Here is a 14430-nt window from a genome sequence, read left to right as displayed (position 1 = left end):
CCACCGAATACACCAGCCACACCTAACATGTGGAAGGGGTGCATCAGTATGTTGTGTTCTGCTTGGAACACGATCATGAAGTTGAAGGTACCAGAGATACCCAAAGGCATACCATCAGAGAAAGAACCTTGACCGATGGGGTAGATCAAGAATACTGCGGTAGCAGATGCCAAAGGTGCAGAGTAAGCTACGCAGATCCAGGGACGCATACCCAAGCGGTAGGACAATTCCCACTGACGGCCTAAGTAGCAAGCACATCCGATGAGGAAGTGGAATACTACCAACTGGTAAGGGCCACCGTTGTACAACCATTCATCCAAGGAAGCAGCTTCCCAGATGGGGTAGAAGTGTAAACCGATAGCGTTAGAAGAAGGAACAACAGCACCAGAGATGATGTTGTTGCCGTAGATTAGAGAACCTGCAACGGGTTCGCGGATACCATCGATGTCTACTGGAGGTGCAGCGATGAAGGCGATCACGAAGCAGACGGTTGCGGCTAAGAGTGTGGGGATCATTAATACACCAAACCAACCGACATAAATCCGGTTGTCAGTGCTGGTGATCCACTCACAAAACCGCTCCCATACGTTAGCGTTTTGACGCTGTTGTAAGGTTGTGGTCATTTTGTTATAATTGCTTGGAGTGTTTACTGATTTATTAGGCGTGATTGCGACTCACGCCTGTTTCATTGACTATACATCCACTTGCGTAGATTTAATGAGCGAACTTAGCATTTCTTAATGATTACACAATTAAATTTACTGCCCATAATCATGAAAGTTAACAATATTCTAGTTGTTAAATCTGTGAAATCATATACTTTATCATATTAAAAATCAAAGTATATATAAGGAAGACTTCCTTCGGGAGCGAATAACCAAACAGCGTAGAAGCATAAAGGAACAAATACCAGTTTGAGAGGCCAGTTGAATTCTAGCTTGAGCCTACCCTGGAAGAGATAATTTATACACATTACCATAGCTAAAATTAGCATCATCCAGGTAATTTGATGGGGGCTAGTATTCAGGGCTTCTATATAGACTTTTTGATTAAATTGGGCATCAGCAGTATGGTTCCAAAGGTGCTGAAATACCCAAGAAGATGCTTGCAAATTTGGGAGACGAAACCAAATCCAGGAGGTAAAAACCATCAATTGGGTTAACAGCCAAGCGATAACGATACCTAGAGGATTTTGCCAGAATTGTGCTAATTTTTCATAGCGATCGCTCATGGCATCAGTCAAGCGATGCACCACTAAAGCTAAACCGTGATAAACACCCCAAACAATAAAACCCCAAACAGAACCGTGCCAAATCCCGGCAATCAGCATAACAATAAATAAATTCCAGCAGGTGCGAGTTAACCCTTGACGAGAACCACCTAAAGGAAAGTAGACATAATTACGCAACCAGTCGCCTAAAGTTATATGCCAACGTCGCCAAAATTCAGCGATGCTAGTGCTGAAGTAGGGAAAATCAAAATTTTCTGGTAGCACTAACCCAAACAGTAAAGCACTACCACGGGCAATATCTACATAACCGCTAAAATCTAAATACAACTGCAAGCCATAGGCAAAAGTAGCCAGCCATAAGTCAGTGCTACCAGCGCGTTGCAGATTACCAAAACATAAATCGACAAAAATGCCGAGGTTATCTGCCAAAATCCCTTTTTTTACCGCCCCCCTAGAAATTAACCACAAAGCTTCTGCAAGTTTATCAATAGTAGGAAATTCCAGAGAGTTGAATTGATTACCTAGATTGTGATAGCGAGTAATCGGGCCAGAAATTAATTTTGCAAAAAATAATTTGTATGTGGCAAATTGCAGAAATTTATTAGTAGCTGGCGCACCACGATAGACATCGACTAAATAGGCAATACACTCAAAGGTGAAAAAAGAAATGCCCAAAGGAGCAACAATTTTTAATGCTCCATCTGGTGAGTTGACTGGGATATCAAAAATTAACTGAATTACACCATTTATATACTTAAAACCCAAGAGAATTATTACATTTATACTTATACCCATCCATAACAATTTCCAGCGTCTGCGGTTCCAATCTATAGTGGCAAATTGCCATTCTTCATTAGATATTTGCCAATCTGTATTATGTTTTCCTGGGGAAGTATTTTTCCCGATTTCTCGCCCTAGCTGAAAGTTAATAAACGTCAGAGTTAATAACAGTGGTATGTATTGAAGACTGAGAGTTGCGTAGAATATCAGACTAGCAATTAGTAAAGTCCATAGCCGCATTTGCTGACGGACGACATACCAATAAATACCCAAAGCACTGAGTAGGAAAAAACAGTAAGTGATAGATATAAAGTTCATGTTTTAGTTATTAGTTATCAGTCATTAGTTATTAGTTATTAGTTTTTCTCCTGTGCTTATTCAGTTAGCTTACTTTACAGGCCAGGGAATCATCGGATCAGTGGCTAGTTTTTGCGAGACTTCGTAAGCACCAAAACGGTTAAGGTGACTAGGATCAGAAAAATATTCATTGGTTTTTGGCCAAAGTTGACTGATATCTCGATAAATAAAATTGGGACTCTTGGCTATTTGTAACATATAGTTTTGAAATTCTTGTTCATGTTGGCGACGAAATGAATCTAAGTATTCGGCGGTGAGAGGTAGATTAATAAAGACTAATTGAATGTTTTGCGACTTGGTAAACTGCAAAACATTTTGTAGGGCTGCATCTTGCTCACCTCCTAGGTTAAAATCCTTATAATCGTTATCGTATTTACCAATAACTCGCGCATATTTTTGATAATATCTCGCGGGATTAAACCGCACAGATAAGGGCAGGAAACCATCAAAATCTACTGCGTGTAATAAAAGATTTTCGTCTGCGGAATTTTCGATTTTAGTTGTTTGTGATTGGTCGTTTTGAGATGCAATTAATACAGGCAAAGACTCTAGTTGTTTTTGGAGTAAAGCTTTGACTTGGTTGCGGTTTTGGTAAGTAGTGGAAACTGTACCCAGAATTTGATTGAAAGCTTGATTAAAAGCTTGATAGGGGTTGATATTTGGCTGTGGTGTGGTATTTTGTCCGGTGGTCGAATTTCCTGGAGTTTCGCTATTGCTAGAGGTTTGAGCTTGCTGCAAGACATATTCATAACCCTGAGATGCAGCGATCGCCTGAAATGTTAAATCTTCACGACCACTATTAAAAGCACGGGAACCATCAGCCCACAAAATTAATTTTGGTAACTCGGATGGTTGCAAAACTTGGCGAATTACAAAGTCTACAACTTGGGCAGTTGCGCCGTTAATGCCAAAATTAAATACATCCAGATTGGCATAACCTTGACGTTTTAAAGCTTTAGATAAAGCCATTGGATCAACTCCCCGCAAGGCACGGGAAGAACCAATAATTAACACATCGGCTGGTTTGCCATTTCTAGCTATGCGCTGTCTGTATAAAGCTAATTGCTCATCTAATTGTCTAACATTAAAACTGGGCAGAGAAGACCGCGCCGCTAACAAAATTGCCGTAGCATTAGCTTTTTTTCTTAAAGGTGCGGCGTTTAAAGTTGGCGGTTGGTTGTCGTCTTCTTGAGTAAAACCAGAAGCATTAAAGGCGGCATTTTGCGGCTGAGAACTACTGGTAAAAAATGCTGTTCTCTGGTTTTGGTGATTGCTTTCCCTCAAAGATGACTTAGCTGGAGAGGATGAGGAGGGTGAGACATTGTTAACCGATGCTGTAGTTGGTAGGGTGCGAGTCACAATGTAACCCAAAATCCAATCAGTTTGCAGAGTCAGCAACAAGCCTAAAGTACCCCAAACCAAAGCAACTTTTAGACCTTGAGAATCAGGAATTTGGTTGACTGATTGATTAGTTTCGATAAATAACTGAGTATTCAACAGCCATTTTTTCCAAGTAGTTGTGGCAGTTTCTAGCCAATCTTGAGCAACTTTGCTGACAAAACTGTGAACTTCTTCTGTAGTTAAATCAGGGCGGAAAATTGCTTCGTCGTTGTCTTGGGTAATTAAGTCGCTGACATATTCAGAAGTAGCCGCAAATTCTGGGGTAGCTTCGGGAACTAAGCGTTGACGCTGGGCTAAATCTACACCATGATGCCAAAAAGGTTCTTTATTACCGGCGCGTCTACCGTAAACCCGCACCCCAGCAATACCAGCGATATTAAGTTGGCGAATAAACTGGGTAACTTTCGGGGCTACTTGCTTGCGACTGGGACAAATGGGTGCATCACACATGATGTGGTATAAATCATCTTTGCGCCGCAGCAGCACCCGTAGACCGCCTGTTTTGAGTCGCCGATCTAAATTAGGATTAAGTAGGCGTTCGAGTAAGAAAATAATAGCAGGTTCATCACCTTCTGCTGCTAATTCCAAGGCTGGGGTAGCCAAAGCCGGATATTCGTTGGCAGGTAAAGTCAACCAATCAATCCATTGTGGTTGTTTGTCATCTGGAGTTTTTTGTCCGTAAATCGTAGCGGCGAGAATAGCTTGCGGGGCGATCGCTTCGAGTTGCTGTGATATCTTTTTGATACATAAGGCTTTATCTGGTGCCGAGGCATCTTCTAAAGAGTTAGCAAGCGGTAGGCAAAAAATATGTAAAGTAGATTCTTGGAGAGAAACTTGGACAGTAATTTGTAAATCGGATAAGACTGCGGTTAACAGCCGGGCGATCGCTTGCACATCACCCCACCGCGCCCATTCCTTCAGCATCACCTCTGGCGGTGTCAAATCAATTCGTAACCGCCAATTATGATTTGTCTCGCCAGTAATTTGGGAAACAATCACCGCATCCTGATAGCCAGCTAACTTTAATTGTCGCAATTGCTGGGCTACTGGTTCGGCTATCAAGGAAGGATCGGGACTGTAATTTGACTGACAAAGTATCCACAGCCGATCAGATGTATTGTCCTCACTAGACTCATCCTGCTTAACTTTTACCCGTACCCCCACACCCATCGCACTCAGGGTTTCACTGAGATAACGGGCGATCGCATTGGGATCACCTCGCCGTGCCAAACTTTCATTAGAAAGAATCAGCGCGCCACCAGGGGCTTTAGCAGCATCCGCTAATAAAGCTAGTTCTACCTGTTCTAAATGGCGATCTAGTTGATTTAAGTAGACTCTGTGGCACCATTGGGGACGATATTCCCCTTTCTTTCGCCCGTAGACGAATACTTGGTATATTGAGGGTTGTTCACTTTTGGTTAAAGCATCTAAATCTGTTTGCTGGAGTGCATGAAGCAAATCGGATAAAGTACGCCAGCGTTGAGGACACTTCTCACCTTCACACAAAATATGAAGGTCATTTCCCCGTAATCGGACTTTTACCCCAACAGAGTTAATCCCTGTTGCTTGGCTTACCCATTGCAATAAGGATTGCTGGCTATCTGATCGTAATTTTTTCATGGGCAGTTAACTCTGAAGCAACACAGTGAGTAGGGAGTAGGGGAGTGGAAGCGAAAAACTCATGACTCATGACTAATGACTTGTTTTTTTATCTATAGCCAGGGGGTTGAACATTTGTGACTTTTGACTGATTGTTGGGGGGTAGTACCTGCACTTGTAAACTAGAACCATAGGTCTATCACATTTTGCTATTTTTTGTTAACACTTTTGTTACCTTTTGGGCTTGCTAACTGAGACAGAATAGTTGTATACGGTTGCAAGTCATACAGATTTTGAGTTTTGCGTTTCATTCTACTCTTTGACCATTTACTAACAACAAAACAATGCCTCCTATTACCCAACAGTCCCAACATGAATCAGGATTGAATTTGGTTGTCTTCAGCATTCCCCAATCTTTCCTTGTACAAATCGGTTCAGCGTCTATACTACTGCTGCTGACCACCGGAAAAGTGACAATAAAAGCCCTAGAATCTTTAGGACAAGCCAGTGAGGAAATATTTCGCGGCGATCGCCTGCCAATTCTTCCCTTTCCAGAGGACAATGAAATAAAGTCACACAGATAAAAATTATACTTGCAAAAAAATGCTCCCCGCGATGTCAACTAAAAACCCAGCAAAATCAACGCCAAGCAGACTGCATCAGCCTTTTGAGTTTTGACTGTAATTTTTGACTTCCGCGTAGCGGCACTAGCCTGACAACCGTTGGACAGCAATCGGCTTTACTAGAGAAACAATATGAGTTCTGTTTTATACTCTTTATCTGAATCTGCCAATTTATACCCCGCCTCAGAATTATTTTTGCGTCGTCGTCTGCAAATCGTCGAAGAATTGTGGGAGTCCGTACTCCGGCAAGAATGCGGGCAGAATATGGTAGAGTTATTGCGGCAGTTGCGTGACTTGTGTTCCCCAGAAGGACAAGCCACAACAGACCAAGCCACTTCTGCTGTGAAGTTGATTGAACAGTTAAATATTAACGAAGCCATCCGGGCAGCACGGGGTTTTGCGTTGTATTTTCAGTTGATCAACATCATAGAGCAAGAATACGAACAACGGCAGCAATTAACCCGCTATTCTGAAGTGGAACCAGAACCACCCCATCGGGAAAATACTCACAATATCACCTATTCCTCTAACCAAAATGAAGATGATTGCACTAGCAATGGTGCAGGAGGAATGGATTGGCTGACCAAAAACGGTGCTTCTAGGGAGCAAAATAAACAAAGAGGCACATTCGCCGCTTTATTTCCCCTATTACATAGGTTGAATGTCCCCCCCCAACAAATTCAACGTTTGATTTCCCAGTTGGATGTGCGCTTGGTATTTACAGCCCACCCCACAGAAATTGTCCGCCACACCATCCGCGATAAACAACGCCAAGTAGTGAAACTACTACAAAAACTAGATGCTGTAGAAAATCACACTCAGAATGGTGGTGGCTATCCTTGGGAAGCAACAGAACTACGGGAAAAATTACTAGAAGAAATTCGCCTGTGGTGGCGTACTGATGAACTGCACCAATTCAAACCGACGGTTTTAGATGAAGTAGATTATGCTTTGCACTACTTCCAAGAAGTGTTATTTGATGGCATTCCCCAATTGTATAAACGCTTCAAGTTCGCTTTGGATAAAACATTTCCTTGGCTAGAACCACCCAGTAAAAATTTCTGTGCCTTTGGTTCTTGGGTAGGTTCAGATAGGGATGGAAATCCATCTGTCACCCCGGAAGTAACTTGGCAGACAGCTTGCTATCAGCGCAAAATGGTGCTAGAGAGATATATCAAGTCAGTCAAACAGTTGATAGAGTTACTGAGTATCTCTATGCACTGGAGCGACGTTTTACCAGATTTGCTGGAGTCCCTAGAGTTAGATCAATCGCAGTTAAGTGAAGTTTACGACGCGCTGGCTTTAAGATATCGTCAAGAACCTTATCGCCTGAAGTTATCTTATGTTCTCAAGCGGCTCGAAAATACCCATGAGCGTAATTTAGCTTTATATAAGGGCGAAACTCCCACCAACGAAGATAGCCCCATGTACCGTTCCGGGGCGGATTTTTTGGCAGAACTGCGGTTAATTCAGCGTAACTTGCAGGAAACTGGTTTAAGTTGCCGCGAACTCGATAATCTCATCTGTCAAGTCGAGATTTTTGACTTTCACCTCACCCAGTTAGACATCCGCCAAGAATCATCTAGACATTCGGATGCTGTGAATGAGATTCTGGAATACTTGCAAATCTTACCCCAATCTTACAACGAACTCTCAGAAGCACAGCGCGTTGAGTGGTTAACTCAGGAACTGCAAACCCGTCGCCCATTAATCTCAGCAGAATTGCCATTTTCTGACAAGACTAATGATGTGATTAAAACCTTCCGGGTAGTGCGATCGCTACAGCAAGAATTTGGGGTGAACATCTGCAAAACCTACATCATCAGTATGTGCCGTCAGGTAAGCGATGTGCTGGAAGTTTTGCTGTTAGCGAAAGAAGCCAGATTATTTGACCCGGCGATCGCAGTCGGTACAATTCAAGTTGTACCATTATTTGAAACCGTGGAAGACTTGCAACGTTCCCGCAGCATCATGCGAGAACTGTTTGAACTACCTTTGTATCGCGCCTTGTTAGCTGGTGGTTACGCCGTACTTAACGGTACTCAAGAAAATCTTCCCCCCTCTCCCCATCTTCCCCTGCCAGCAGAAACTTTTCCCCTCACCCCCGACTTACAAGAAGTGATGCTGGGGTATTCTGACAGTAACAAAGACTCTGGCTTTTTAAGTAGTAACTGGGAAATTCACAAAGCCCAAAAATCCTTACAGAAAATTGCCGAAGAATACGGCGTAAACCTGCGAATTTTCCACGGTAGGGGCGGTTCTGTAGGACGGGGTGGCGGCCCTGCCCACGAGGCAATTTTGGCACAACCAGGGCATAGTATCAACGGACGCATCAAGATTACTGAACAAGGAGAAGTCTTAGCTTCTAAATACTCCTTGCTGGACTTGGCTTTATACAACCTGGAAACCATCACCACGGCAGTAATTCAGGCTAGCTTACTACGGACAGGGTTTGATGACATCGAACCTTGGAATGAGATTATGGAAGAATTCGCCGCGCGATCGCGCCAGCATTATCGGGCTTTAATTTACGAACAGCCCGATTTTATTGACTTCTTCCACCAAGTCACCCCCATTGAAGAAATTAGCCAGCTACAAATTAGTTCTCGTCCCGCCCGTCGTCCCTCTGGCAAAAAAGATTTAAGCAGTCTCCGCGCCATCCCTTGGGTATTTAGCTGGACACAAACCCGCTTTTTGCTGCCTTCGTGGTACGGTGTCGGTACTGCGTTACATGAATTTTTGAATGAAGAACCAGAAGAACACCTGAAATTACTGCGCTACTTTTACCTGAAATGGCCATTCTTTAAGATGGTAATTTCCAAAGTGGAAATGACACTGGCAAAAGTAGATATGCAAATGGCGCGTCATTACGTGCAGGAATTATCGAACCCAGAAGACAAACCCCGCTTTGAAAAGGTATTTGAGAAAATCGCCAGCGAATACTATCTCACAAAGGATTTAGTCCTCAAAATTACCGCTCATAATCGCTTATTAGATGGCGATCCTGTGTTACAACGTTCTGTACAGTTACGCAACGGGACAATTCTCCCCCTTGGTTTTATCCAAGTTTCCCTCCTCAAACGTCTGCGTCAGTGCCGCAATATTGCCACCTCCGGCGTAATTCATTCTCGTTACAGCAAGGGTGAGTTACTGCGAGGTGCGCTGTTAACGATTAACGGCATTGCTGCGGGGATGAGAAATACAGGTTGATGGTTGACGGTTGACAGTTGACAGTTGACTGTTGACAGTTGACTGTTGACTAATAACTAATGACTAATGACTAATGACTAAACATCCTGTTTTAATTTGTACTTTTTTAGCACTCACATCAGGGTTTTTCGGCGGTTATATCGGCGGACAAATCACCTTAATGGCGCATAGCCAAAAGTGTCAAAATCAGCCTTGGGGTTTACAACAAATGTGTCAAGCTTGGATGACACCCGGCGCAACATGGCAAGGTAGTACAAGAGGGATTTGGACAGGGACAATTTTAGGTGCTGTTGCTGGTGGTTTGGTAATACGAGAAAATCGTCATTAGTCATTAGTCATTAGTCATTAGTTTTTCTCCCCTGCTCCCTCCGCTCCCCTGGTTTCCCTGTTCCCAGTCCCCAAAAGCAGCATCACTGGTAATATATACCTATAACTTTTAGAGAAAATTACCATGTCTGCTGAAACTCAAGAAGTAAATTCCACTACTAAGGGTGCTGATGCTATTGATGAAGCGATCGCTAAAGGCATCGATTTTGATGGTACGCCAATTCCTACTGCCAAGCTAGACCTATACAACAAAGTCATGGCATTAGAAGCAAACAGACAACGTAGTGGTGTATCTAATACTATGCGTTCCCGTATTGTCCGCATCGGTGCCAAACATATACCCCAAGCAGAACTAGAGCAATTACTAGCAGACGCAGGTTTCGCACCCCTGAAGGAAAAAGAAATTGCCTTTTTCTACGGCGGTAAGTAATTTTATGCGTAGGCGTAGCCTACGCATCATGTTGAGGCATATTTTCACCGTTTTGAGCAACTAAGTCGCGCGGAGGTGGAGTCAATGTTAGACATCACACTGAAACAAACAAGGGTTTATCGAGAAATTAAGGAAGAAGGACGAGAGGAAGGACGAGAAGCGACGGCTAATATTATTATCCGACAGCTAACGAAGCGATTGGGAGAAATCCCCCAAGATGTGCTTTCTGTGGTTGCGGGTTTGCAATTACCCATGCTGGAAGAGTTGGGGGAAGCGTTGCTAGATTTTAGCAGTGTAGCTGATTTACAGGCTTGGTTGCAGGGGCGAATTAGTTAAACATACCAAATGCTTAGAAGCTGTCCTGATTGTCTCCAGACATTGCTTGTGATAATTTTAGTATTCTTGCGTAGGGTGTGTTAACGCAGTAACGCACCTGATTTATCTCATAGGCAATACATGATACCCATTGATAAATTTAACGTTCTACAGGAGGCTGTCTCACCAGCCAAACCAGCGTACCGCCTGTAATTGCACTAAAAACTGTAAAGGCTAACCTATACTAAATACAACGATATTTTAACTGATTTATCAAGGCGATCACTGTTAAAAATTAACTGGGAATAACTCAACTTAAAATACTTCTATTATTTATATTTATGAGTTAAATTGTAAGTGGATTTTAGATTTCGCTGATGGAAGCATCTAAATGGAAATACTTATTGAATCTACGAAGGAATTTGAACAAGATTTAGATAAATTTAGCAATAAAGATAAATTTAAAATTATTAAAAAACTCAACCGTTATGTTGAGTTACTATCAAAAAACCGCAATATTTTAGAAAATCAAGCTTTTAAACTGAAAGAAATTAAGCTGAGTGATGATTTTGATTCTTCTCTTTATGCCTTAATTATCAATAAAGATATCAGATTAATAGTAACTATTGACGATGACCCAATTTTTGATACAACAGTAATAACATTATTCAGGGTTGTCAACACTGAAGATGCTTGCAAAGCATATAGTTCAGTTGCCGAGTCTCTCTACCAAGACTTTAGCGTTAAATGCCGAGAAATTGAGGTAATTTCTAGTTAATGTCACGGATTAAACCCCTCTTAGATGAGCATGGTGTTATCCACGAAGCTATGGAGATTTTACCAGATAATCTCAAAATAGATTTTCTAGAAGCTTTGGCTGAATTAGAAGATAATGAATGTCATAGAACTAGAAATTTTCCCAAGACAAGACTGCGTAAAGTGAAGGGAATTAAACAAGCAATATACCGTGCTGATATTGATAAGTTATCTGGCTGGCGGATTCATTTACAATATATTGAAGGTAAAATTCATTTAAGTGACATTATCGAAGGTCAACGTCATGATGATGTGATTGAAGTGATTAAATCGAAAAAATATAGATATGAGTAGTTTAGTGTTAAGAAAATAAGGACTAAAGTTAGTTAGTAGGGTGCGTCAGGATGAAGATTTTCTTGGTATAGCCAGGGTTTATCGTACTGACGCACCCTACATTTTGGAGATTTTTTATCTGGAAGTGCTTAACTACGAAACTTGCTAAGAAAATAAGGACTAAAGTCCTTACTACGAACTTTTTATTAATTGGGAATGCTACGTTTAATTCACGCCTTTACCAATCACTATATAACTAGATATCACAAATAATTAAAAAATTCTCCTGGTACTAATGTGAGTTCACCAGATTTAAACCGAGCAATATCTATCCACAGTGCTGTATGCTGATGATGTTCAGACTCAGAAAATACTAAACTTTCTAACTGATAAAATTTAGCATCAGCGAAATCGCATTGATAAAGTTGAATTATTTCATGTCCTTGTCTACCATTGTATATAAATATATTTTCTATACAACCTAAGTAGCGAATATTAGTTAACTCGGCTTGAATTTCTTCTTGAAATTCTCTTTTTAAAGCTTGTAAGCTAGTTTCGCCAAAGTCAACACCACCACCCAAAGCACGGTAAAATGTTGATTGTTTTACAGGGTCATAACCTTGAGATACAAAAATTCTTTGTTCATGCTGAATTAGTCCCAATGCTATCACCCTGATCATACTTTCTTTACTCATTTATGTGATTAATTATCGTAAATGGAGTAAGCGCGGGTGTCACTATCTACGACTGGCCAATCTTCATTTTCGCCGCCAATATACAATTGTTCAATGGTGACGTATTCTTGACTGAGTTGGGTGAGAGCATTGATTAAAATATCTAAAGCGATCGCATCACTTGTTCCTAAGTCAAACCAACAACGCGCCCATTGTCCATCATACTCAAATTCACCCATGTTGTGCATGAGTGCCAGTAAGCTTTTATCATAGCCTTGAGCGTCATAATCCATATAACTTAAATCGAGTCCAGTTTCCTGAACTTGCAGATTTTCGGCGTTAAATCCACCTAATTTACCTAAGTAAAACCAAGAATTAAACACCTCTTCTACATATTTTCTTTCATGTTCCGAAGGGATTGTACTAAACTTCACCCAAATCCAAACATCAAACGGATTAAATTCACGAAATTGAATGTGCATATTAGTCATTAGTCATTAGTCATTAGTTATTAGTCATTAGTTATTAGCTTTTCTCTCCTGCACCCCCTCATCCCCCTCATCTTCCTCATCTCCCTCATCCCCCTGCTTGCCTTCATCTACTTGATAGGTTTAAACTATTAACAGCACTCTTGCGTTCGCGTTCAATTTGTTTAACCAACTCTTTGGGGAGTTGAGATTTTTTGGTTAAGGCTTTGTCAAAGTTAGCGATCGCATCTTGGATTAATTGCTGACTTTTAGCTTGTTTACCCTGTTCTTTGAGTATTTGCGCTTTTAAATAATACAACTCTGGGTTGCCTGGTGCAACTTTTAAGGCACGGTTAGCGTAACGTAAAGCTTGAGAGTATTGTTTCAAATCTCGATAGGCGATCGCAATTCCCCGCACTGCTAAATACTCAGGTGCAGCATTGTTTTCTAACCGTGCAATAGCTTCATCTGGACTCGCAAAGGGTAAACTCACCGCCAGCATCAAATCCATGTAACCCTTGATTAAATTCAATTCAGGGTCTTGAGGTGAAATCGCTTCTGCTTGCTCTAAATATTGATAAACTTGTCTTAGCCGACTCAACGCTTTGGGTGCGCCTTTGATTGTTCCTTCACGGGTGAGATCAACTGCACCTTCTAAAAAATGACCTACGGCAGTGTATATACTACCACGTAAGTTGTCATTAGTCAATAATTTCTGTCCAGTTGCTAGAGTTTTGCGGCTGTAATTATCTAGACCTGCCAAATCTCCATTAATGTAAGCTAGAGAAGCCTTCATCGCATAAACTAAAGGTTCATCTGATTCGGTTGAGGCTGCTTGTTGGAGATAACGCTGTGCGGCTAGATAATCGCCATTGTAAAAAACTGCTTTAAAAGCTGCTTCTGTATTGTCGCCAATTTTACGAGGTGCATTAGTGCGGAAGGGATCACCGGCGAGAGTGGGATTTACTCCTAAATTGAGAGCGATCGCCACGCCTACAGTCATTTGCGCTAGCCTTGTTAGTTGGGGAAGTCTCCGCCTTGGAGAATCAAAAAACTTTTTAGTCATTACCAGCCTCAGAAAAATTGCGGTTGAAATTGTTTTATCTACTACTTAAAATATGCTAGAGAACCCACTAAAAAATGCGTATTGTGCGTTTACAATACACAAATCAATTAGACTTGAGTCAGTTTTACAAGTTCCCTGATGATTTGTAGCGATTAATCATAAGTAAATTTGCCACAATAATAAAAGAAAGATGATTCTGACTGCTGAAATGGGAATTTCATGAATAATGTTCTATGAACCCTTGCCGAATTTTCCAGTGGTTCTAGTTGTAGTTAATCTTAATTAGTGAGTTCTGCGCCAAATTTTTGGTAATCTTAACAAATGCTCTATCTCAGAAATTTAACTTATCATCCCACAGCTTGCCCAACAGCGATTCTCAAATCTGTGAACTTGGAATTACCACCCCAACAGCTAGGATTGATTATCGGCCCTAGTGGTTCTGGTAAAAGTACCTTACTAGAGATATTATCTGGACTAGCTGAACCCACATCAGGCGCGGTTTTTTGGCGAGAACAAGAACTTATATCAGAACAGTTGCAACAATTAGCTGGCTTAGTATTTCAGTTTCCAGAAAGACACTTTTGCGGTGGTACGATTTTAGAAGAACTGCGTTTAGGACATCCCGAACTAGGAACTGAGCGTGTCAGACAAGCATTAAGCGAGGTAGGATTAGAGCATTTATCATTGTCTGCGGCACCTCATGCTTTAAGTGGAGGGCAGCAACGACGTTTAGCCTTAGCGGTGCAACTGATACGCCAACCCAACTTATTATTGTTAGATGAACCGACAGCCGGGTTAGACTGGTCAATGCGACGGCAATTGGTAAATTTATTAGCCAAACTCAAACAAGACTGGACACTA

General features: G+C 41.5%; 13 protein-coding genes and 1 pseudogene. 8 read left to right on the top strand and 6 right to left on the bottom strand.

Features of this window, described 5'->3' with window-relative positions:
• The 3 genes and pseudogenes from AACS98_RS20780 to AACS98_RS20770 form a co-directional block, all read right to left on the bottom strand.
• Positions 1-623: pseudogene (locus tag AACS98_RS20780) on the bottom strand (photosystem II q(b) protein); the annotation flags it as partial.
• Positions 624-829: 206 nt separating this feature from the next.
• Entirely contained in the window at positions 830-2329 is a 1500-nt protein-coding gene (locus AACS98_RS20775; protein WP_066383512.1) for an MBOAT family O-acyltransferase, read from the bottom strand.
• A gap of 69 nt (positions 2330-2398) precedes the next feature.
• On the bottom strand, positions 2399-5389 hold the full coding sequence (locus AACS98_RS20770) for a DUF1574 family protein (RefSeq protein WP_066383510.1): 2991 nt from the start codon (positions 5387-5389) through the stop codon (positions 2399-2401).
• Positions 5390-5712: 323 nt separating this feature from the next.
• On the opposite strand from AACS98_RS20770, the gene AACS98_RS20765 reads away from it, so the two are divergent.
• The 7 genes from AACS98_RS20765 to AACS98_RS20735 all read left to right on the top strand — a co-directional run bounded on the left by AACS98_RS20765 (position 5713) and on the right by AACS98_RS20735 (position 11383).
• The gene (locus AACS98_RS20765; protein WP_066383508.1) at positions 5713-5952 is read left to right on the top strand and encodes a hypothetical protein; all 240 of its coding nucleotides are present in this window, start codon (positions 5713-5715) and stop codon (positions 5950-5952) included.
• Between the two features lie 171 nt (positions 5953-6123).
• Positions 6124-9201 carry a phosphoenolpyruvate carboxylase gene (ppc, locus tag AACS98_RS20760; protein WP_066383505.1) on the top strand — a complete coding sequence of 1026 codons (3078 nt, stop codon included), beginning with the start codon at positions 6124-6126 and terminating at the stop codon, positions 9199-9201.
• Between the two features lie 73 nt (positions 9202-9274).
• Positions 9275-9529: a hypothetical protein gene (locus tag AACS98_RS20755; protein ID WP_066383503.1), complete on the top strand. Its 255-nt coding sequence runs from the start codon at positions 9275-9277 to the stop codon at positions 9527-9529.
• Positions 9530-9652: 123 nt separating this feature from the next.
• Complete coding sequence (locus tag AACS98_RS20750) at positions 9653-9958, top strand: small RNA NsiR4-regulated ssr1528 family protein (RefSeq protein ID WP_066383502.1); 306 nt, start codon at positions 9653-9655, stop codon at positions 9956-9958.
• Positions 9959-10042: 84 nt separating this feature from the next.
• Positions 10043-10294, top strand: coding sequence for a DUF4351 domain-containing protein (locus AACS98_RS20745; RefSeq protein WP_082803777.1), 252 nt, complete (start codon positions 10043-10045; stop codon positions 10292-10294).
• Between the two features lie 370 nt (positions 10295-10664).
• The gene (locus AACS98_RS20740) at positions 10665-11051 is read left to right on the top strand and encodes a hypothetical protein (protein ID WP_066383499.1); all 387 of its coding nucleotides are present in this window, start codon (positions 10665-10667) and stop codon (positions 11049-11051) included.
• Positions 11051-11383: a hypothetical protein gene (locus AACS98_RS20735; protein ID WP_066383497.1), complete on the top strand. Its 333-nt coding sequence runs from the start codon at positions 11051-11053 to the stop codon at positions 11381-11383. Before AACS98_RS20740 ends, AACS98_RS20735 begins: the two co-directional genes overlap by 1 nt.
• A gap of 242 nt (positions 11384-11625) precedes the next feature.
• Here the strand turns inward: AACS98_RS20735 and AACS98_RS20730 are convergent, their stop codons facing one another.
• From AACS98_RS20730 to AACS98_RS20720, 3 genes are all read right to left on the bottom strand, one after another.
• On the bottom strand, positions 11626-12057 hold the full coding sequence (locus AACS98_RS20730; protein WP_066383495.1) for an NUDIX hydrolase: 432 nt from the start codon (positions 12055-12057) through the stop codon (positions 11626-11628).
• 8 nt (positions 12058-12065) lie between these two features.
• Positions 12066-12518 (bottom strand): DUF3531 family protein, encoded by a 453-nt coding sequence (locus AACS98_RS20725; protein WP_066383493.1) that lies wholly within the window; start codon positions 12516-12518, stop codon positions 12066-12068.
• A 112-nt stretch (positions 12519-12630) separates the two neighbouring features.
• The gene (locus AACS98_RS20720) at positions 12631-13569 is read right to left on the bottom strand and encodes a Sll0314/Alr1548 family TPR repeat-containing protein (RefSeq protein ID WP_066383491.1); all 939 of its coding nucleotides are present in this window, start codon (positions 13567-13569) and stop codon (positions 12631-12633) included.
• A gap of 321 nt (positions 13570-13890) precedes the next feature.
• On the opposite strand from AACS98_RS20720, the gene AACS98_RS20715 reads away from it, so the two are divergent.
• Positions 13891-14430: ABC transporter ATP-binding protein (locus AACS98_RS20715; RefSeq protein ID WP_066383488.1), on the top strand; the 540-nt coding region annotated here is incomplete at its 3' end.

Origin of the sequence: Anabaena sp. CA = ATCC 33047 (assembly GCF_963870205.1) — a bacterium.
In the GTDB taxonomy this organism is placed as follows: domain Bacteria; phylum Cyanobacteriota; class Cyanobacteriia; order Cyanobacteriales; family Nostocaceae; genus Trichormus.
This window is presented reverse-complemented; position numbering and strand designations above follow the sequence as displayed.